This window comes from Micromonospora sp. KC207 (assembly GCF_004348615.1).
GTDB lineage: Bacteria > Actinomycetota > Actinomycetes > Mycobacteriales > Micromonosporaceae > Micromonospora.
On record NZ_SMKJ01000045.1, the window covers coordinates 1 to 19,977 of the forward strand.

Annotated in this window: 17 protein-coding genes; 8 read left to right on the top strand and 9 right to left on the bottom strand. The window is 74.4% G+C overall.

Annotated elements, in window-relative coordinates; translation table 11 throughout:
* Positions 1 to 79 precede the first annotated feature (79 nt).
* From E1258_RS08360 to E1258_RS08395, 8 genes are all read left to right on the top strand, one after another.
* The gene (locus E1258_RS08360; protein ID WP_132398397.1) at positions 80 to 1,465 is read left to right on the top strand and encodes a hypothetical protein; all 1,386 of its coding nucleotides are present in this window, start codon (positions 80 to 82) and stop codon (positions 1,463 to 1,465) included.
* A 40-nt stretch (positions 1,466 to 1,505) separates the two neighbouring features.
* The gene (locus E1258_RS08365; protein ID WP_165949684.1) at positions 1,506 to 1,790 is read left to right on the top strand and encodes a putative quinol monooxygenase; all 285 of its coding nucleotides are present in this window, start codon (positions 1,506 to 1,508) and stop codon (positions 1,788 to 1,790) included.
* A 249-nt stretch (positions 1,791 to 2,039) separates the two neighbouring features.
* Entirely contained in the window at positions 2,040 to 2,972 is a 933-nt protein-coding gene (locus E1258_RS08370) for an STM4015 family protein (RefSeq protein WP_132398401.1), read from the top strand.
* Positions 2,973 to 2,979: 7 nt separating this feature from the next.
* Positions 2,980 to 3,927: an STM4015 family protein gene (locus E1258_RS08375; protein WP_132398403.1), complete on the top strand. Its 948-nt coding sequence runs from the start codon at positions 2,980 to 2,982 to the stop codon at positions 3,925 to 3,927.
* Between the two features lies 1 nt (position 3,928).
* Entirely contained in the window at positions 3,929 to 5,044 is a 1,116-nt protein-coding gene (locus E1258_RS08380; protein WP_132398405.1) for an STM4014 family protein, read from the top strand.
* Positions 5,032 to 5,835 (top strand): STM4013/SEN3800 family hydrolase, encoded by an 804-nt coding sequence (locus E1258_RS08385; RefSeq protein WP_132398407.1) that lies wholly within the window; start codon positions 5,032 to 5,034, stop codon positions 5,833 to 5,835. Before E1258_RS08380 ends, E1258_RS08385 begins: the two co-directional genes overlap by 13 nt.
* A complete protein-coding gene (locus E1258_RS08390; RefSeq protein ID WP_243715282.1) occupies positions 5,832 to 7,157 on the top strand; it encodes an STM4012 family radical SAM protein in 1,326 nt (441 codons plus the stop codon). The genes E1258_RS08385 and E1258_RS08390 overlap by 4 nt, the downstream gene beginning before the upstream one ends.
* Positions 7,154 to 8,038: an STM4011 family radical SAM protein gene (locus tag E1258_RS08395; RefSeq protein ID WP_132398411.1), complete on the top strand. Its 885-nt coding sequence runs from the start codon at positions 7,154 to 7,156 to the stop codon at positions 8,036 to 8,038. The genes E1258_RS08390 and E1258_RS08395 overlap by 4 nt, the downstream gene beginning before the upstream one ends.
* Before the next feature lie 266 nt (positions 8,039 to 8,304).
* Here E1258_RS08395 and E1258_RS08400 read toward each other — a convergent pair whose 3' ends face one another.
* The 9 genes from E1258_RS08400 to E1258_RS08445 all read right to left on the bottom strand — a co-directional run bounded on the left by E1258_RS08400 (position 8,305) and on the right by E1258_RS08445 (position 19,963).
* Entirely contained in the window at positions 8,305 to 9,675 is a 1,371-nt protein-coding gene (locus E1258_RS08400; protein ID WP_132398413.1) for a cell wall metabolism sensor histidine kinase WalK, read from the bottom strand.
* Positions 9,672 to 10,373 (bottom strand): response regulator transcription factor, encoded by a 702-nt coding sequence (locus tag E1258_RS08405; RefSeq protein ID WP_371688584.1) that lies wholly within the window; start codon positions 10,371 to 10,373, stop codon positions 9,672 to 9,674. The genes E1258_RS08400 and E1258_RS08405 overlap by 4 nt, the downstream gene beginning before the upstream one ends.
* Before the next feature lies 1 nt (position 10,374).
* Positions 10,375 to 12,555 carry an MMPL family transporter gene (locus tag E1258_RS33895; protein WP_132398417.1) on the bottom strand — a complete coding sequence of 727 codons (2,181 nt, stop codon included), beginning with the start codon at positions 12,553 to 12,555 and terminating at the stop codon, positions 10,375 to 10,377.
* Positions 12,555 to 13,304, bottom strand: a complete 750-nt coding sequence (locus E1258_RS08415) for a DUF2993 domain-containing protein (protein WP_165949685.1) — start codon at positions 13,302 to 13,304, stop codon at positions 12,555 to 12,557. Before E1258_RS08415 ends, E1258_RS33895 begins: the two co-directional genes overlap by 1 nt.
* Positions 13,305 to 13,424: 120 nt before the next feature.
* A complete protein-coding gene (locus tag E1258_RS33900; RefSeq protein ID WP_207919472.1) occupies positions 13,425 to 13,685 on the bottom strand; it encodes a hypothetical protein in 261 nt (86 codons plus the stop codon).
* Between the two features lie 222 nt (positions 13,686 to 13,907).
* Entirely contained in the window at positions 13,908 to 15,959 is a 2,052-nt protein-coding gene (locus E1258_RS08425) for a beta-galactosidase (RefSeq protein ID WP_132398421.1), read from the bottom strand.
* 93 nt (positions 15,960 to 16,052) lie between these two features.
* Positions 16,053 to 17,030, bottom strand: a complete 978-nt coding sequence (locus tag E1258_RS08430) for a carbohydrate ABC transporter permease (RefSeq protein WP_243715283.1) — start codon at positions 17,028 to 17,030, stop codon at positions 16,053 to 16,055.
* 243 nt (positions 17,031 to 17,273) lie between these two features.
* Positions 17,274 to 18,305, bottom strand: a complete 1,032-nt coding sequence (locus tag E1258_RS08440; protein ID WP_007071201.1) for a sugar ABC transporter permease — start codon at positions 18,303 to 18,305, stop codon at positions 17,274 to 17,276.
* Entirely contained in the window at positions 18,302 to 19,963 is a 1,662-nt protein-coding gene (locus tag E1258_RS08445) for an extracellular solute-binding protein (RefSeq protein ID WP_132398423.1), read from the bottom strand. The genes E1258_RS08440 and E1258_RS08445 overlap by 4 nt, the downstream gene beginning before the upstream one ends.
* Between the last annotated feature and the right edge of the window lie 14 nt (positions 19,964 to 19,977).

The following is a 19,977-nucleotide window of genomic DNA, read 5'->3' on the forward strand; positions in this document are numbered from 1 at the left end:
ACGGTAACGTTGCGCCCCATCACGCCCGGTGGCCGCGCCATCGGCTCTCGGATAGGCCCGACTCTACGGAGGATGCCGGATGTCCCACGGCGGAGAGACCTTCGCGGTACGCAACGAGCCGAACGGGCGGCCGAGCTTCGAGCAGGCCCTGCGCGGCTACGACAAACGGCAGGTCGACCGGTACGTCGAGCAGGTCGACGCCGCCGCCTCGGCGCTGACCGCCGAGCGGGACCGGGCGCAGCACCAGCTACGCAACCTGACTCTCCAGTTTCAGGCGCTCCAGGCCGAGGTGTCCGAGCTGCGCCAGCGCCCGGCGCAGGTGGACCGCGCGTCGTTCCGGGATCTGGGCCCGATGGTCGACCAGATCCTCGCGTTGGCCGAGAAGCAGGCCGGCGTCATCACCGAGACCGCCACGCAGCGGGCCGGCGACCTGCAGGCCGAGGCGGAGCGGATCCTGGTGGAGGCGCGCGAGCACGCGGCCCAGGCGCTGCACGACCTGGAGGCCGAGCTGTCGGCGCGCCGCGCCGAGCAAGAGAAGGCGTACGAGGAGCGGCGCTCGGCGGCGGAGGCGCAGCTCGCGGACGTCCAGGAGTTGGTGGAGCAGCTACGGGCCGACGGCGAGGCCGCGCACGAGCAGGCCCAGCAGGAGGCGAAGCGGATCAACGAGCTGACCGCCCAGCAGGTGGAGCAGGCGCGGGCGGCGGCCGAGGCGCTGACCAAGGCCGCCCGCACCCAGATCCAGCAGGAGGTCCAGGCGGCGCGCGCGCAGAGCCAGCAGGAGCTGGCCCAGTGGCGGGTCAACGTGGAGCGGGAGATCAACGAGCGGCGGGCGGCGGCCGAGCAGGAGCTGGCCGAGCACCGGGCGACGGCCGAGCGGGACGTGTCCGGGCAGCTCACCGCCGCCGAGGAGAAGATCGCCACGCTGATCGCCGAGGCGCAGCAGTACTCGACGGAGGTGCGCAAGCGCGCCGACGAGCAGGCGACCGCGAATCAGGAGCAGCTCACCGCCGTGCAGCAGGAGGTCGGCAGCCAGCGGCAGGCGTTGACGCAGCTACACGCCGAGCTGGACAGCGCCCAGCAGCAGCTCGCCCAGATCCGCCGGGAGGCCGCGGCGCTGGAACACGAGGTCAACCAGTCGCAGCAGCGCCTCGCCGAGGTCCGTCAGGAGCTGACGGCCGAGGCGAGCCGGCTGGAGGAGGCGCGCAACGCGGCCGACTCGGCCGAGCGGCACGCCAAGGACGTGCGGGCCCGGGTGCAGCGGGAGGCGAAACGAGTGGCCGACCTGGCCGCCGCCGCCGTGATGGCCGCCGCGGCCGGTGGCGGGGAGACCGCCGAGTACCCGGTGGTGAAGAACCGGCCGGGCCCGGACCGGCCCGCCGAGAGGGCCGAGGAGCCTGCCGAGGCCGCCGTGCGGCCCGCCGAAGAGGTCGCGGCGGCCGAGGCCTCGGAGACGGCCGTCAGGTGAGGTGCCCGCCGGTGCGGCGGGCGGCGGGAGGACGTACCAGATGTTGATCATCGCGGGATCACTGTTCCTGGACCCGGCGGACCGGGACCGCTACCTCGCGGCGGTGGGCGACGTCGCCCGGCAGGCCCGGTCCGCGCCGGGTTGCCTCGACTTCGCGCAAGTGGCCGACGACCTCGACCCGGCCCGGATCGTCGTCTACGAGCGGTGGGAGTCCGAAGCGGACCTGCTGCGGTTCCGCGAGGCGGGTGGCCCGCAGCTGGAGCTGCCCCCGATCCGCTCGGCGGACGTGGCGAAGTACCGGATCGCTGCCGTGGAGGCTCCGTGACGGGCTCCCGGCGGAGCCTACGGGGGCGCAGCGGTACGGGTAGCCGAAGCCGAGAATGCAACCGACGTGGACGCCCGAGATGCGGTTCTGCACGCAGGTGGTCAGGCCAATGTCTACCTTTAGCAGGATGCCGTCAGACATTGACGCTGACGACTTGATGTTTCGAATGTCGGCCCGGTCGGTGATCAGTTTGTCGGTACGGCCTGTTACGGTCGCGCCGCCGCTGCACCAGTCGAGCCGGAGGTTGGCGTGTTCCGCTCTCACCTGTCATCGTTCGCCGGGCTGCCCGTGCTGCCCTTCACCCCGGGGATGCCCCTGCCCGACGAACCGTCGGCCGTCGCCTGGCGGCTGGAGGTGGGGGACTTCGAGGCCGCCCCCGAGGAGTTCGCGGCCCTGGTCGCGGCCCTGCGCGACGAGGTGCCCGCCGACGCCGTACGAGCCCTCGTGATCGGCGAGTGGGGTACGGCGTACGAGCGGGCGCTGCCGGTGGATCTGCTCGTCGAGGCGGCGCAGCGGTGGACGTCGCTGCGGGCGGTCTTCCTCGCCGACATGGTCAGCGAGCAGTGTGAGGTCTCCTGGCTCACCCACGGTGACATCACCGGGCTGTTGGCGGCGTACCCGTCGCTGGAGGTGCTGTATGTGCGCGGGGCCGACCAGCTGCACCTGAACCCGGTGCGCCACACCGGGCTGCGGGAGTTGGTCTTCCAGAGCGGCGGGCTGCCCGGCACGGTGGTCCGCGCGGTCGGCGGCTGCGACCTGCCCGCGCTGCAGCGCCTGGAGCTGTGGCTCGGCCGGTCCGGCTACGGCGGCGACACGACCACGGACGACCTCGCCGAGGTCCTAGCCGGCACCCGGCTGCCGGCGCTGCGCCACCTCGCGGTGTGCAACGCCGAGGACGCCGACCGGGTCGCGGTGGCCGTCGCCGCCGCGCCGGTGGTCGCCCGGCTCGAGGTGCTCGACCTGTCCAAGGGGGTGCTCACCGACGCCGGCGCGGCGGCGCTGCTGGCTGGCCGGCCGCTGACCCACCTGCGCCGCCTCGACCTGCACCACCACTTCCTGTCCGAGGCCGCCGCCGAGCGGGTCGTCGCCGCCCTGCCCGGCGTCGAGGTCGACCTGTCGCAGCCGCAGAAGGCCGACGTCTACAACGGCCACGAGTACCGCTTCACCGCGGTCGGGGAGTGAGCCGGCCATGACCGTCCTAGGCCACGCCAGTTTCTTCGCCGGCCGCCCCGTCGTCGAGGTCCCCGCCAGCGGTCCACTGCCCGCCGTCGACGGGCCCGTCGCCTGGCGGATCGACTACCCCGACTGGGACAACAGGACCGACGAGACGCCCTCCCCCGGCTTCCGGGACAGGTTCGACCGGTTCGTCGACCAGACCGGCGAGTCGGTGCAGGCCCTCGTCGTCGGCGCCTGGGGGTACGCGGCGTTCAACCCCGCCCCGATCGACCAGCTCTGCGCCGCCGCGCCGCGCCTGCCGAACCTGACGGCGCTGTTCCTCGGCGACATCGTCAGCGAGGAGTGCGAGATCTCCTGGATGCGGGTGGGCGACGTCAGCCGGCTGCTGGTCGCCTACCCGCGGCTGGAGTCGCTGCGGGTGCGCGGTGGCGAGAACTTCCGGTTCTCGCCCGTGCGCCACGGGCGGCTGAGCCGGCTGGAGGTGGAGAGCGGCGGCCTGCGGCCCGAGTTCGTCCGCGCGGTGCTCGACTCCGAACTGCCCGCGCTGACCGACCTGGAGCTGTGGCTCGGCGACCCCACGTACGGCGGCGACACCACCGTGGACGACCTGGCCCCGCTGCTGGCCGGGCAGCGGTTCCCCGCGCTGCGCCGGCTCGGGCTGTGCAACGCCCAGATCGCCGACGACCTCGCCGAGGCCCTGGCCGCCGCGCCGGTGGTCCGGCGGCTGGAGACGCTGGACCTGTCGCTGGGCACGCTGACCGACCGGGGCGCGCTCGCCCTGGCCGGCGGGCAGCCACTGACCCATCTCACGATGCTGGACCTGAGTCACCACTACGTCACCGACGAGGTCGTCGCGACGGTCCAGGCCACCCTGGCCGGCGTGGCGGTGAACCTGTCCGACCCACAGACGCCCTACATCGAGGGCGACGAGGTGTACCGGTACACGGTGGTGTCGGAGTGACATGCGCCTGACCGTCGTCGGCAACCCCGACAACCGCCGCGTCGGCCTGTTCACCACCGCCGTGCTCGCCGCCGGGCTGCCCCGGCCGGCGGTGCTGCCCTGGGCCGACGTGCTCACCGGGGCGGCCCCACCGCCGGCCGGCGCGCTGGTGCGCGTCGACTCCCCCGGCGAGGACCCGCAGGTGGACCGGCTGTTGCGGCGGTCGGTCGCCCCCGCCCGGCACGGCGAGCTGATCGGCCTCGCCGACACGTACGCCGGGCTGGTCGACGGTCTGGCCCGGGTCGCCGCAGGCGGCGCCGAGCTGCTCAACGACCCCGCCGACGTGGCGGCGCTGTGCGACAAGCGCCGCTGCCACGCGCGGCTGTCCGCCGCCGGGGTCCCGGTCCCGGCGGCGCTGCCCCCGGTCGGCGGGTACGGCGAACTGCGCGCCGCGATGGCCGAGGCCGGGTGGGCGCGGGTGTTCGTCAAACCGGCACACGGCTCGTCGGCGGCCGGGGTGATCGCCCTCGCGGTCGGTCCGCGCGGCGTGTGGGCGGTCACCCCGATCGAGATCGCCCCGGACGGGCTGTTCAACTCGCTGCGGGTGCGCGGCTACGACGACGAAACCACCGTCGCCGCGCTCGTCGACCGGCTCGCCCCCGAGGGGCTGCACGTGGAGCGGTGGCTACCCAAGGCCGGGCTCGGCGACCGGGTCGTCGACCTGCGGGTGGTGGTCATCGCCGGGCGGCCCACCCACGCGGTGGTGCGGGCCGCCGCCGGGCCGCTGACGAACCTGCACCTGGGCAACGCGCGCGGCGACCTGGCCGAGTTGCGCGCCGCCGCCGGGCCGGCGGCGTGGGCGGCGGCGATGCAGACCTGCGTACGAGCCGCCGCGTGCTTCCCGCGCAGCCTGCACGTCGGGGTGGACCTGATGTTCCTGCTCGGCTGGCGGCGGCACGCGGTGGCGGAGGTCAACGCGTTCGGGGACCTGCTGCCCGGGGTGCTGGCCGACGGTCGGGACACCTACGCGGAGCAGGTGCACGCGTTGACCAGCGGCCGGTGGCAGCGCTGGCGGGCAGCCACGAAGGCGCTTTCAGGGGCCGTCACGGGACGGGAGCCGGTCGCGTGCGGCACCTGATCGGAAGCCACGACATCTGCCTGGTCACCCTGGACACGCTGCGTTTCGACGTGGCCGACGCGCTGGCCGCCGCCGGCCGCACCCCCACCCTCGCCCGGGCGTTGCCCGGCGGCCGGTGGGAGCGGCGGCACTCCCCCGCCAGCTTCACCTACGCCGCCCACCACGCGTTCTTCGCCGGTTTCCTGCCCACCCCGGCCGTTCCCGGGGCGCACGAGCGGCTGTACGCGGCGGCGTTCCCCGGCAGCGAGACCTCCGGCGCGGACACCTGGGTGTTCGACGCGGCGGACCTGCCGACCGCCCTGGCCGGAAAGGGCTACCACACCCTCTGCCTGGGCGGGGTCGGGTTCTTCAACCGGCGCAGCCCGCTCGGGTCGGTGCTGCCCGGCCTGTTCGCCGAGGCGCACTGGGAGCCGGAGTTCGGCGTCACCGCCCCCGGCTGCCTGGACGCGCAGCTCGACCGGCTGGCCGAGGCGCTGCCCCGGGTCCCGGCGCGGCGGGGGCTGTTCACGTTCCTCAACGTCGCGGCGCTGCACCAGCCCAACCGGCACTACCTGCCCGACGCCGACGCCGACGACCTGGCCAGCCACGCCGCCGCCCTGGAGTACGTCGACAGCCGCGTCGGCCGGCTGTTCGCCCTACTCACCGGACGGGGCCGGCCGGTGTTCACGATCGTCTGCTCCGACCACGGCACGGCCTACGGGGAGGACGGCCACACCGGCCACCGGATCGGCCACGACGTGGTGTGGACCGTCCCGTACGCCCACTTCACCCTGCGACCGGGAGAATGGTGACCAGCATCCGCACGGGCCTCGACGGCTCGCCGTACCAGCAGTACCTGTACGCGTACCCGCACAAGACGTCGTACCGGGCGTTGCGGCCCCGGCCGCTGCTCGCCGACGTGTGGCGGGCCGAGCCCCGCGACGCGCTGTTCCTCTACGTCCACGTGCCGTTCTGCGAGATGCGTTGCGGGTTCTGCAACCTGTTCACCCGCACCGGCGCGCCCGCCGAGCAGGTCACCGCGTACCTGCGGCAGCTACGCCGGCAGGCCGAGCGGGTCGCCGACGCCCTCGGCGGCGACGCGCGCCATGCCCGCGCGGCGTTCGGCGGCGGCACGCCGACGTACTTGACGGCCGGCGAGCTGACCGAACTGTTCGACATCGCCACGTCGACGCTGGGCGCGCGGCTGCCCGGCGTACCGCTGTCGGTGGAGACGTCGCCGGCCACCGCCACGCCGGACCGGCTCGCGGTGCTCGCCGCGCACGGCGCGACGCGGGTGAGCATCGGGGTGCAGAGCTTCCTCGACGCGGAGGCCCGCGCCGCCGGCCGGCCGCAGCGGCGCACGGAGGTGGAGGCGGCGCTCGGCGCGATCCGCGACGCGGCGATCCCGCTGCTCAACGTCGACCTGATCTACGGCATCGACGGGCAGACCGCCGACACGTGGCGGCGCAGCCTGGACGCGGCCCTGGCTTGGCGGCCGGAGGAGCTGTACCTGTACCCGCTGTACGTGCGCCCGCTGACCGGGCTCAGTCGGCGGGCGCACGCCCGCGCCGACTGGGACGCCCAGCGCCTCGCCCTGTACACGCAGGCGGTGGAGGTGCTGGGCGCGGCCGGGTACCGGCAGGAGTCGATGCGGCAGTTCCGCCGCGCCGACGCGCCCACGCCGGACGGGCCGGACTACTGCTGCCAGGACGACGGGATGGTGGGGCTGGGCTGCGGCGCGCGGTCGTACACCACGGGCCTGCACTACTCGTTCGACTACGCGGTGAGCGTGACCCAGGTGCGGGCAGTGCTGGACGACTACCTGGCCCGCCCGGCCGACGACTTCCGGCACGCCGAGTTCGGGTTCGCCCTCGACGGCACGGAGCAGCGCCGCCGGTGGCTGCTCAAGTCGCTGCTGCGCGCCGAGGGCGTCGACCCGGCCGCCTACGCCGCCCGGTTCGGCGCCCCGCCGGGCGAGGACTTCCCCGAGCTGGGGCGGCTGGCCGAGCGGGGCTGGGCCACCGACGGCGGGCTGCGGCTCACCCCGGCCGGGCTGGCCCGCTCCGACGCCGTGGGCCCGTGGCTGACCTCCGCCAGGGTGCGCCGCGCGATGACCGGGTACGTGCCCCGGTGAGCGCGGCCGACCGGTGCGGCGGGGGCAGCGGCCTGGCGATCCTCTACCGGGGCCCCCTCGCGAGCTGCAACTACGACTGCCCGTACTGCCCGTTCGCGAAGCGGAACGACCCGCCGCAGGTGCTCGCCGCGGACCGGGCGGCCCTCGAACGGTTCACCGGCTGGGTGGCCGCCACCACCGACGTGCGGCTGTCGGTGCTGTTCACGCCGTGGGGCGAGGGGCTGACCCGCCGCTGGTACCGGGAGGCGATGGTGGCGCTGTCGCACCTGCCGCACGTCGACCGGGTGGTCATCCAGACCAACCTGGCCGCCCGGGTGGACTGGCTGGCCGACGCCGACCCGACCCGCGCCGCGCTGTGGACGACGTACCACCCGGGGCAGGTCACCCGGGAACGGTTCCTGGCCCGCTGCGCCCGCCTGGCCGAGCTGGGGGTGCGGTTCTCCGTCGGGGTGGTGGGTCTGCCGGAGCACCTCGAGGAGGCGCGGGCGCTGCGCGCCGCGCTGCCACCGCAGGTGTACCTGTGGGTGAACGCCGCCGAGCACCGCCGCTACGACGCCGCCGAGGAGGCGACCTGGACGGAGCTGGACCCGCTGTTCGGCTACAGCGTGCGCCCGCACCTGTCGCTGGACCGGCCCTGCCACGCCGGGGAGACGGCGATCTCCGTGCGCGGCGACGGCACCGTGCGCCGCTGCCACTTCGTCGACCAGCCCATCGGCAACCTGTACGACGGTTCGTGGCGGGCCGCGCTGCGCCCCCGCACGTGCGTGAACGGGGCCTGCGACTGCCACATCGGGTACGTCCACCTCAAGCCGCTCGGGCTGCGCGACGTGTTCGCCGGCGGGCTGCTGGAGCGCATCCCCGCCGGCTGGCCGCGCGGCTGACCCGGGCCGGCCGCCGGCCTGTCCCGACCCGATCACGCCGCTGACCCGGGGCCCGGCCGCCGGTCAGGCCCGCAGCGGCTGGCTGGGCGGCTGGCCCCGTGCGCCGTCCACCGGCCGGGACGGCGGCACGGCGCCAACCTGCTGGGCAGGCCCCCCACCTGGATCGAGTGGGGCCGGCGGATCGGCGACCGGCTCGCCGCGCACGCCCCGGTGAGGGGTGTCGGACGGGCCGTCCCGGGTCACCTGAGCCGGCCGAAGCGGCACGGTCAGCCAGCGCGGGGCAGGGCGAACCAGACGGTGGTCCCGCCGGCCGGCGGGGCCTGAAGGCCGACCCGGCCGCCGTGGGCGGCGACGATGCCGGCGACGATCGCCAGGCCCAGCCCGCTGCCGCCGCCGCGCCCCGGCTCCGCCTGGGTGAACCGGTCGAACGCCCGCTCGGCGAGCCCGGCGTCGACGCCCGGCCCACCGTCGGTGACCCGGACCGTGACGACGTCGCCGTCGGGCTCGACGGTCACGGTGACGGGGGCGTCGGCGGGGGTGTGGGTGCGCACGTTGGCCAGCAGGTTGGCCAGCACCTGACGCAGGGCGTGCTCGTCACCGCTGACGGGCGCGGGCACGGGCGCCAGCAGCCGGGCCGGCCGGCCGGGCTGGGCGGCGAGCAGGTCCGCGACGGAGTCGCGGGCCAGCACCGCCAGGTCGACCCGATCCCGCCGCAGTTGCGGCTCGGCGTCGAGTCGGGCCAGGTAGAACAGGTCGTCGAGGATGCGGCCCATCCGGACCGCCTCGTCCTCGCTGCGGGCCAGCACCTCCGCCCGGCGCTCGGGGGCGACCATGTCGTGTCGCAGGATCTGCAGGTATCCGCGGATCGAGGTCAGCGGGGTGCGCAGCTCGTGGGAGGCGTCGGCGGCGAAGTCCCGCAGCCGCTGCTCCGACCGGGTGCGCGCGGCGATCGCCGCCTGGAGGCGGGTGAGCATGCCGTTGACCGCGAGGGTGAGCCGGTCCACCTCGGTGCGCGGGTCGGCGACCCGTACGCCGTGCAGGGGCACCCGGCGGTCGAGGTCGCCGTCGGCGATGGCGGTCGCGGTGGCGGTGATCCGGTCCAGCGGGCGCAGCCCCCGCACCAGCAGCAGCCGGGCGGAGCCGGCCAGCAGGAGCAGCACCGCCGCGCCGCCGGCCAGCTCGACCAGCAGCAGCCGGCGTACGGTCTGGGCCACCGGGGCCAGCGGCAGCGCGATGAGCACGACGGCGTCGCCGGCGCGCACGGTGACCACCCGCCACCGGCCCGCCAGGTCGACCGGCGCGGAGGGCCCCTCGGCGGGCGGCGCGGGCGCCTGGTCGAGCAGCGGAGTCGCCGGAGGGGCGGTCGCCGAGAACCGGGTGAGCGTGCCGCGGTGGCGGATCTCCACCAGGTAGTCCGACGGAGCGACGGCGGCCCGGACCGTACCGGGGGGCTGCCCGGCGAGCTGCTCCACCCGGGTGGCGACCACGGCGGCGGCGGAGCGCAACTGGTCGTCGGTGCGCTGCATCAGGTACGCGTACAGCGCCAGCGCGCTGACCAACCCGGCGGACACCAGCGCCGTCGCGGTGAGCCCGACCAGGCCGAGCAGCAGGCTGCGGCGCAGCGGCAACCGGTTCACCCGGGCGCACGCAGGGCGTAGCCGAAGCCGCGCCGGGTCTCGATCAGGGGCGGCCCGAACGGGTCCAGCTTGCGCCGCAGGTAACCGATGTAGGTGTCGACCACGTTCGACGCGCCGTCGAAGTCGTAGCGCCACACGGCGTCGAGGATCTGGGCCCGGGAGAGCACCCGGCCGGGGTTGAGCATGAGGTGGCGCAGCAGTTTGTACTCCGTCGGCGACAGCGACAGCAGCCGGCCGCCCCGGCGGACCTCGCAGGTCTCCTCGTCCAGTTCGAGGTCGGCGTAGCGGAGCACGCCGGTGGCGGGTACCGGGGCGGAGCCGATCCGGCGCAGCACCGCCCGCACCCGCGCGACCAGTTCCTCGACGGAGAAGGGCTTGGTGACGTAGTCGTCGCCGCCGTAGGTGAGGCCGGCGATCCGGTCGCGCGGGGCGTCGCGGGCGGTGAGGAACACGATGCCGATCTCGTGGCCGGCGGCCCGCAGCGTCCGGCACACCTCGAACCCGTCGCCGTCGGGGAGCAGCACGTCGAGGACGACGAGCCGGGGATGGCTCTCCCCGGCGCGGCGCAGCGCCTCGGCCGCGGTGGTCGCGGTCACCACGTCGAAGCCGTGGAACCGCAGCACGGTGGCGAGCATGTCGACGATGTTGGGCTGGTCGTCGACGACCAGGACCCGGACGGCGGCGTTCATCTCGACCAGATCAGACCACGGGCGGCTGGGAGTTCGATGAGAATCCGGCGAGAGCCTCCGCCCTTTCGGGCGCGTGGACGGTCCGACCCCGGCGGCCCGGGTGCCACCAGTTCGCCCGGCCGAGCAGCGCCATCGTGGCCGGGACCAGCAGCCCCCGCACCACGGTGGCGTCCACCGCCACGGCCACCGCCATACCGAGGCCGAACATCTTGATCACGGGGTCGGTGTGCAGCACGAAGCCGGCGAAGACGGTCACCATGATCAGCGCGGCGGAGGTGATCACGCGGCCGGTGCCGGCGAGGCCCTCCCGGACGGCGACCCGGTTGTCCCCGGTCGCCCACCACGCCTCCTGCACGGCGCTGAGCAGGAACACCTCGTAGTCCATGGAGAGGCCGAACAGCAGGGCGAACAGCATCATCGGCACGTAGCTCTCCACGGGCACCGGCCCGGACAGGCCGGTCAGCTCCACCCCCCAGCCCCAGGAGAACACGGCCGTGAGCACCCCGTACGCGGCGCCGATCGAGACCAGGTTCATCACTGCGGCCTTGACCGCCAGAACGGGGGCGCGGAACGCCACGTACAGCAGCACGGTGGACAGCCCGACGACCACGGCGATCACCCACGGCATCCGCTCCCGGACACGTTCGGCCAGGTCGACGCGGGTGGCGGTGGCCCCGCCGACATGCACCCGCACGCCGTCGACCCGCACGTCGCGCAGGTCGGTCACCAGGGCGGCGGTGGCCGGGTCGCTCGGGCCGGTGTCCGGCTGCACGCTGGCGGTGGCGACCCGGCCGCCGTCGGTGAGGCGTACCGGGGCGACGGAGGCGACGCCGGGCGTGGCGGCCAGCTCGCGGGCCAGCTCGGTGAGGCGGGGGTCGGCGGTCCCGGCCGCCGGGGGGTCGACGGCGGCGACCACGGCGAGCGGGCCGTTGACGCCGGGCCCGAAGCCCTCGGCGAGCAGGTCGAAGCTGGTGCGGGTGGCGCTGCCCGGCGGGTCGTCGCCGGCGTCGAGCTGGCCGAGGCTGAGCGTGGCCGCGGGGGCGGCGAGCGCGGCGAGCAGCGCGGCGGCGAGCAGGGCCCACCGCCAGGGCCGGCGGGTCACCCGCTCGGCCTGCCGGGCCCAGCCGGTGCCGCCGTCCCCGGCGCGGCGCAGGCGCAGCCGCATCGCGTCGATGCGGGGGCCGAGCACGGCCAGCAGGGCCGGCAGCAGGGTCACCGCGCCGAGCACGGCCACCACGACCACCAGGCCGGCGGTCCAGCCCAGCGTGCCGAGGATGGGCACCCCGGCCACGGCGAGGCCGCCGAGGGCGATGACCACCGTGCCGCCGGCGAAGACGACCGCCGCCCCGGCGGTACCCATGGCGGTGCCCAGCGCCTCGTCGGCTGGCGTGCCGGTGGCCCGCAGCGCCCGGTAGCGGGTGATCAGGAACAGGGCGTAGTCGATGCCGACACCCAGCCCGATCATCGTGGCCAGGTTCCCCGCCACCGACGGCACGGCCACCAGGTGGCCGGCGAGCCCTACCACGGCGAGCGCGCACGCCAGGGTGAACAGGGCGGTCACCAGCGGGACCGCCGCCGCGACCAGACCGCCGAAGGCGAACAGCAGCACCACGGCGGCGACGACCAGCCCGACGGCCTCGGCGCGGCGGGAGCCATCCCGCTCGGCCGCCGTGGCGAGCACCCCGCCCGGCACCGTCTCGATGCCCGCGTCGCGGGCCGGCTGCGCCGCGTCCACCACCGCCCGGCTCAGCGCCTTGTCCACGTCGCGCACGCGCACGTCGAGGCGGACGGTGAGGTAGCCGGTGCGGCCGTCCGGGCTGAGGGTGCCGGCGCGGGCGTCGACTCCGTCGACCCGGGTCACGTGCTCCACCCCGGCGAGCGCGGCGGCGGTCCGCTCCAGCGCCGCCCGGCGGGCCGGCTCGTCGAGGCGGCCGGCGTCGACGCGTACCACGACCTGTCCGCTGCTGGCGGGGCCGCCGCCGCCGCGTTCGCTCAGGTCGCGGGCGAACTGGGCGTCGCTGCCGGGCAGGGCGACGTCGTTGTCCACGGGCCGGCCGAAGGCGGCGACGCCGCCGACCAGGGTGACCGCGAGCAGCAGCCAGGCGCCGAGGACCCGCCACGGCCGGCGCACGCACCAGCGGCCCAGCCGCCTTAGCGTCCGGTGGGTCCAACCGTCGATTCGGGCGTGCATCAGTCTCCTCCGCAGGTGCCGTCGCGGCGGCCGTCGCCGTTCGCGGGCAGGGTCAGATCTCGTCCGGTCAGGCGAAGCCGCAGGCCGTCGTCGCTGACGTCGACGCCCTGCCAGTTCAGGCCGGCGGGCAGCGCGGGCAGCGGCCGGGACAGGTCGCGGCCCCCGGTGAGCCGGTCCACCAGCTTGGCACCGGCGGGGCGGCGCATGCCCAGCACCTCGACCTCGGTGGGGGTGACCGTCAGCCGGCCGGCGTCGATGGCGGGCCGGGCGAGCACGGTGACCGGGAGTTGCCGCCCGGCCATCGCGGCGGTGGTCTCGACGGCGAGCAGCCCGTCGGTGGCCCGGTAGCGCACCGGACGGTCACCGACCGCGCCGGGCAGGGCGTCGAAGCCGACCCGTACCCGAAGGTCCAGCTCGCCGACGCGGGCCGGCTGCGCGCCGGGCAGCCGCACCTGGAACAGCTCGGCGTCCACCTCGGCGGCCCGCACGTCGCCGCGCCGGACGTCGGTGGCCCGCACCCTGACCCGGCCCAGCTCCCCGGCGAGCACGCCGGGCAGCACGGGGAACCCGCCGAGGTCGACCCGGGGCGGCCGGTCAAGGCCGGCGGCGCACGCCAGCCGGTCGGACAGCCGCTGCGCCGCCGTCCGGGCCACCCACCGGTCCGCCACCACTGCGACCGCCAGCAGCACCGCCACGCAGGCGGCTGTCAGCAGGACGGCTCTTCGCCGCCGGATGATTCGCAATCGCACCGGCAGAGCAGACCAGACGGGTCTGGGCCCACCACCCGAGGATGATGAGAGAAACATGGGAGTTCGAGGTGTTCCACCTGCGGGTCGGCCCGGCGGGGCCTCCCGCGCCGGGCGGGACAGTCACCAGTCGAGCCCGAGGGTGGCGACGAAGTCGCCGAGCCGGTCGGCGATGAGCCGGTCGGCGGCGGCCGAGCAGTGCCAGTGGCAGCCGAGCAGGTCCAGGCCGGCGTCGTCGAGGTGCCAGTAGCGGACCCCGTCGTCGCCGGCGGCGTTGCGGTCCCGTACGACCTGCTGGGCCAAGGCGCCGAAGAGGCTGGCGCCGACGACCACGATCGTCGTGCCCGCGCCGTAGCGGGCCCGCAGCCTGGCCAGGAGGGCCACGTACGTGGAGCGGTAGGCGGCGGCCAGGGTCTGCTCCGTCCACGCCTCGCCGCTGTTTGACCGGGGTGGGGAAGTCGTTGGCGCCCAGGTCGACCACGACGAGCTGACGTCGGTGCTAATGGTGCGGGTGACCTCGTCGCCGGTGCCGTCCCGCGTGGTGGACGTGTCGCCGTAGCCGACGATCCACGAGTCGCCGATGGACTCGACCTGCCGGCTGCGGGGTCAGCGGGCGGGGGCGGCCTCCCGTACCACGGCGACGCCCCCGGCGGGCACCTCCACGGCGGTGTCGACGGCCGCGCCGGTGAGCAGCTCCACGCCGGTGGCCGGCACCCGGTGCGCCCGATCGGTGTGGTTGAGCAGGAACAGCCAGCTCCCCGCCGCGCCCCGGCGGCGCACCGCCTCCACCCCGGCCGGCGCGGCCGGGCAGGTCGGTGCCGCGCCGGCAGCGAGGGCCGCCTCCATCAGCAGCCGCCGGTACGTCTCGTCGTCGGGCCGGGTGGAGACGTACCAGGCGGTGCCCGCGCCGTGTCGGTGGCGGGTCACCGCGGGCCGCCCGGCGAGCACCCCGCCGGCGTACGCGCGGACCGCCTCGGCTCCGGTCAACCCGACGTCCTCGGCCCAGATCCGCCCGGTGCCGCCCCCGCCCAGGGGGACCTCGTCGCCGTCGGCGAGCGGGTGGAACTCCTCCACCCGGACGCCGAGCACGTCACGGAACGCGCCGGGGTAGCCTCCGGTGCGGACCCGGGCGTGCTCGTCGGCGACCCCACTGAGCCAGGTCACCAGGAGGTGGCCGCCGCCCTCGACGTACCCCCGGGCCCACGCCGCGACGGCGTCGGAGGCGAGGTAGAGGGCCGGGAGCACGAGCAGCGCGTACCCGTCGACGGAGTCGCCGGGCAGCACCACGTCGCAGCCGAAGCCGGCCCGCCACAGCGCCCGGTGCGCCGCCGCGACCTCCCCGTGGTGGTCGATGCGCTGCGACGGCAGGCCGGGGTGTCGCAGGGCCCACCCGGAGGCGGCGTCCCAGCCGATCGCCACGGACGCCTCGACGGCCGCGCCGTCGGTCTCGGCGATCCGGTCCAGGATCCCGCCCAGCTCCACCGTCTCGCGGAACACGCGGCTGTCCGGGCCGGCGTGCGGCACGAGCGCGGAGTGGAACCGTTCCGCCCCGCCGACCGGGGCACGCCACTGGAAGTACATCGCGCCGCGCGAGCCCCGGGCGACGTGGGCGAGGCTGTGCCGGGCCATCCGGCCGGGCTCCTTGGCGTGCATCCGCCCGGCGGTGTAGATGAGGTTCGGGGCGCTCTCCATGAGCAGCCAGGCGCTGCCGGCGGCGTCGCCGGGCACCCGGGCGGTGGCCGGCGGACCGGCGGCGGCGCGGGCCCGGGCGCCGTGCCGGGCCCAGCCCCGGGCCAGGTCCGCGGCGAGGGCGGTCTGCTCCTCCGCCCCGCCGTCGACCGCCGACGGGTAGTGGTCGATGGCCACCAGGTCGACCTCGGCGGCCCAGCGGGCGTGGTCGACGGGCACCCAGTCGGCGAGGACGTAGTTGGTGGTGACGGGCACCGCCGGGTTCGCCGCCCGCAGCAGGTCCCGCTGCTCGGTGTACGCGGCGAGCAGCGTGTCGGACCAGAACCGGCGGAAGTCGAGCAGTTGGCCGGGGTTGGCCAGGTACTGGGTGGCCCGGGGGGTGCTGATCTGCTCCCAGTCGGAGTAGTGCTGGCTCCAGAAGCTGGTGGTCCAGGCCGCGTTGAGGGCGTCCAGCGAGCCGTGCCGGGCGGTCAGCCACGCCCGGAACGCGGTCGCGGCGTGCTCGCAGTGGCAGACGGTGCCGTACTCGTTGTGCACGTGCCACAGTTCCAGCGCCGGGTGGTGGGCGTAGCGGTCGGCGAGAACGCCCGCGATCCGGCTGGCGGCGGCCCGGTACGCCGGCGCGGCGGCGCAGTAGGTGTCCCGGCTGCCGTGGTGCAGCCGCACCCCGGCGTCGGTCACCGGCAGCGCTTCCGGGTGGGCCAGGGAGAACCAGGGCGGCGGCGACGCGGTCGGGGTGGCCAGCGCGGCGCGGATGCCGTTGTCGGCCAGCAGGTCCAGCACCCGGTCAAGCCAGCCGAAGTCGTACCGGCCGGGCGCGGGTTCGAGGCGGGACCAGGCGAACACCCCGACCGTGACGAGGTTGACCCGCGCCCGGCGCATCAGGGTGACGTCCTCGGCCCAGACCTGCTCGGGCCACTGCTCTGGGTTCCAGTCCCCGCCGAAGCGGAGCCGAGGCTCGTCCCACATGCCGTACCGTCCGTTCGCTGAGGTGGTGGTGCTCCGGGTACGCCGGTGGGCGCCCCACGCGGAGCGGACTGCGCGCGGGGCGCCGGTGGAGCTTCAGCCCTTCACCGCGCCGGTGATGACGCCCTTGGTGAAGTGCCGCTGCACGAACGGGTAGACGATGATCGCCGGGACGACGGTCACCACCACCACCGCCATCTTCACCGCCAGCGTCGGCGGGTACGCGGTGATCCCGGGCAGGCTGACCGCGGCTCCGGAGACGTTCGGCGACTGGCCTGCCAGGATGTAGCTCTGCAGTACCCGCTGGATCGGGAACTTGTCGTTGTCGTCGATGTAGAGCACCGAGTTGAAGTAGGCGTTCCAGTAGCCGACCGCGTAGAACAGGCCGACCACCGCGATCACCGCCTTCGACAGCGGCAGCATGATCTGGGTGAGGATGCGGAACTCCCCCGCCCCGTCGATGCGGGCGCTGTCGAGCAGCTCACCGGGAACGCCCATGAAGAACGCCCGGATCACCACGAGGTTGAACACGCTGATCGCGCTGGGCAGGATCAGCGACCAGATGCTGTCCTTGAGCCCCAGCCCGGTCACCACCAGATAGCTGGGCACCAGACCGGGGAAGATCAGGAAGGTCAGCAGGAAGAAGAACAGCAGCCCCCGGTGCCCGACCGAGCCGGGCCGGGACAGCCCGTACGCGGCCAGCACGGTGAGCACCAGGCTCACCGTCGTGCCGAGGACGGTGACCAGGGTGCTGATCCAGACGGCCCGGGTGATCTGCCCACCATTGAAGATCGTGATGTACGCCGACGGGTCGAACTCCCTGGGCACCATCACCATCCCGCCTGCCGCGTCGATCGTCTCCCGGGAGGCGAGGCTGGTCACCAGCACCGCCCACAGGGGCACGAGCACCGCCGCGACGAGCAGGACGAGCACGACGCCCTTGCCGAACAGGCCGACCGGCGAGGGCGGCTCCTCCCACGGGGGCCGCTGGCCGCTGCGCCGCCGCCGGGTCGGCTTGCCGGCCGGCGCGGGGCCTGCCGGCACCGGTCCGATGCCACTGAGCTGTGCGGTCATCGGATTCCTTCCGTGGATACCCCTGCCTCGACGCCCGCGAGTGGACCCGCCGGTGCCCGGAGGTCCACGACCGTGACGCCGAGACCGCACGCGACATCCGGGCCGCCGGGCTGGCGGTGGCAGCCTGTGGAGCTGGTGTAAGACCTCAACGGGAGCCTTCCTCTCGGACGAGGCAGTCGGCGACGAAACAGGAAACCCAGCGGGCGACCACTGGAATCCCCTGCCCTTCGGCGGGGGCGGATGTCACGATTTCGAGTACACCCCCTGCTCGCCGAGCCGGTGCGCGAGCTTGTTGGCCGCGAGGATGAGGATCAGGCCCACCATCGCCTTGAACAGCCCGGCCGCGGCGCCCAGGCCCCACTGCTGGGTGGCGATGGCCTGGTAGTAGACGAAGGTGTCGAGGACCTCCGCGGCGTCCCGGCCGACCGCCTCCCGTTGCAGGATGAACTGCTCGAAGCCGACCGAGAGCGCGTCGCCCAGCCGCATGATGAGCAGCAGCACGATCACCGGCCGCAGTCCGGGCAGCGTGATGTGCCACAGTCGCCGCCACCGCCCGGCGCCGTCGGCCGCCGCCGCCTCGTACAGGTTGGAATCGATCGCGGCCAACGCGGCCAGGAAGACGATCGCGCCCCAGCCGATGTCCTTCCACACCGACTCGGCGGTGACCAGCACGATGAACGTGTCCGGGTTGGTCATGATGTTCCACGGTTGCAGGCCGGCCTCGCGCATCTCCTGGGCGAGCAGCCCGGCCCCGCCGAGCATCTGCACGAAGAACGTGACCACCAGCACCCAGCTGAAGAAGTGCGGCAGGTAGACGACGCTCTGCACGAAGCCCCGCACCCGCCCGGAGACCAGGCTGTTGAGCAGGATCGCCAGCATGATCGGCAGGGGGAAGAAGAACACGAGCTGGAACGCGGTGATGGTGAGGGTGTTGCGCACCGCGTCCCAGAACAGCGGGTCGGCGAAGAGCGCCTCGAAGTTGCCGAAGCCGATCCACTCGCTGTAGAGGAACGCCTCCACCGGATCGTCGCCGACGAACGGGTTGTAGTCCTGGAAGGCGATGACGTTGCCGAGGGTCGGCAGGTAGTGGAAGACCAGCAGCAGCGCGGCGGCCGGCGCGGTCATCGCCAGCAGCGGCCAGTCCCGGCGCAGGCGCGCGCCCAGGCTCGCCCGGGGCCGACGCCGACCGGCGCCCCGGGGCTTGCGCGTCTGCGGCGGGGCCTGCCCGGCCGCCGCCGGCGCGTCGACCGCGCTGGCGGTGCCCGGGCCGCTCATCGGCCGTTGTCGGCGAGCGCCTTCTCGTGGAAGGCGCGCCCCTCTTCGCCGCCGGAGGCGAGGAACTCCTTCGTCACCTGGTCGAGGTCGCTGATCGGGCGACGACCGCGCAGGATGTCACGGATCTTGTCGTCCGTCGGCTGGATGATCTTCGACCAGTTGGCCGGCAGCTCCAGCTTGATCCCGGCGAAGAGATCCTTCTCCAGCATGCCGATGTGCTTCTTGAGGTAGTCCAGGTACTGCGGGACGTAGTCCGGGGTGTCGCCGCTGCGCACCTTGACCGCGGCCCGGCAGAAGTTGTACTGGCCGCCCAGCTCCTTGCGGCCCAGCTCGGTGGGGATCGGGCTGCCGTCGGCCGCGCGGGTGAAGTGCTTGCCCTCCACCCCGTACTCGCGCAGCTCGAACTCGCGGCTGCCGAACGGCGCGGAGCACCAGTTGAGCACCCGCAGCAGCTCGTCGATTCGGTCGGCGCCGATGCCCTTCTTGACGAAGGTGAAGAAGATCGGCTTCTCGCTGCCCCAGATGACCGGCGGGGCGCCGGCGGTGCCGAACATCGGCAGCGGCTGCATGTTGAAGCTCGGCAGCACCTTGGACTGCTCACCCTGCATGCCCTGCCACGCGCCGAGCCCGTCCTGGAACATCAGGATCTTGCCGGCCTTGAACAACTGCTTCTCGTCGGCGCCCTTGCTGGCCACGGTGTCGGGGTGGACGAGGCCCTCTTTGAACAGCTTCGCCGTGAACTCCAGCGCGGCCTTGAAGGCGGGGTTCTCGAACTTGTGCTCCAGGCCGCCGTCGGGCTTCTTGCGCCAAGTATGCTGGCAGCCGTAGGACTGCTGGACCATGTCGAAGATGGAGCCGAAGGCCCACACGCCCTTGCCCGGATCGGTGGCCTTCCTGCCCAGCTCGTACAGCTCCTCGGGGGAGGTCGGCGCGGCCAGGCCGGCCTTGTCGAACAGGTCCTTGCGGTGGAACAGGGCCCAGGCGAACGGGCCGTCGGTGGGATACGGCACGGCGGCCAGCCGGCCGCCCCAGACCGAGTACTCCCAGGAGCCGGTGGGCAGCGCGGCCAGGTACGGGTACTTCGCAGCGGCGTCGCCCTTGAGGTGGTCGGTGAGGTCCTCGAAGAGGGCCTTCACCGCGTCGGAGAACCGGGCGACCTTGTCGACCTCCCAGTTGGGGACCATGAGCAGGTCGGGCACGTCGCGGGCGCCGAGCATGGCGTTGAGCTTGTCGGCGAACGTGGTGCCGTCCTGCAGGCTCGGGTTGATCTCGACGCCCAGCTTGGTGTTGATCGCGGCCAGATAGGAGTTGCTGCCCAGCGTGGGCGGGGTCGGTCCCCACCAGGGGCTCATCGTGCGGATCGCCGCGCCGCCCTTGCCGGGCTGCTCGGTGACCGCGTCGACGAGCTCGCGGGGGTAGCTGAGGTAGCCGTCCGGGATCGGCCCCTCCCCCGGGATGTCCGGCTTGAGGACCTCGGCCGGCTTGTAGTTGGGCAGGACGGCTCGGACCGCGTCGGCCTTGGTGGCGGCGCCCTTGCTACCGGCCTCCTTGCTGCATCCGGCGAGGGTGGTGCCCCCCATCGTGGCGGCGGCGCCGAGACCGGCGAGACGCAGCAGGGTCCGGCGATCGGTGGATACGCCTGGCAGGGACGGCTTCACGGCGTTCCCTTCAT

What these genes read in the sequence shown, in the direction of transcription:
- E1258_RS08365 (WP_165949684.1), top strand. Translation starts at nt 1,506, where the DNA reads ATGTTGATCATCGCGGGATCACTGTTCCTGGACCCGGCGGACCGGGAC.
- E1258_RS08430 (WP_243715283.1), bottom strand. Translation starts at nt 17,030, where the DNA reads ATGACCGCACAGCTCAGTGGCATCGGACCGGTGCCGGCAGGCCCCGCG.
- E1258_RS33895 (WP_132398417.1), bottom strand. Translation starts at nt 12,555, where the DNA reads ATGCACGCCCGAATCGACGGTTGGACCCACCGGACGCTAAGGCGGCTG.
- E1258_RS08360 (WP_132398397.1), top strand. Translation starts at nt 80, where the DNA reads ATGTCCCACGGCGGAGAGACCTTCGCGGTACGCAACGAGCCGAACGGG.
- E1258_RS08440 (WP_007071201.1), bottom strand. Translation starts at nt 18,305, where the DNA reads ATGAGCGGCCCGGGCACCGCCAGCGCGGTCGACGCGCCGGCGGCGGCC.
- E1258_RS08375 (WP_132398403.1), top strand. Translation starts at nt 2,980, where the DNA reads ATGACCGTCCTAGGCCACGCCAGTTTCTTCGCCGGCCGCCCCGTCGTC.
- E1258_RS08380 (WP_132398405.1), top strand. Translation starts at nt 3,929, where the DNA reads ATGCGCCTGACCGTCGTCGGCAACCCCGACAACCGCCGCGTCGGCCTG.
- E1258_RS08425 (WP_132398421.1), bottom strand. Translation starts at nt 15,959, where the DNA reads ATGTGGGACGAGCCTCGGCTCCGCTTCGGCGGGGACTGGAACCCAGAG.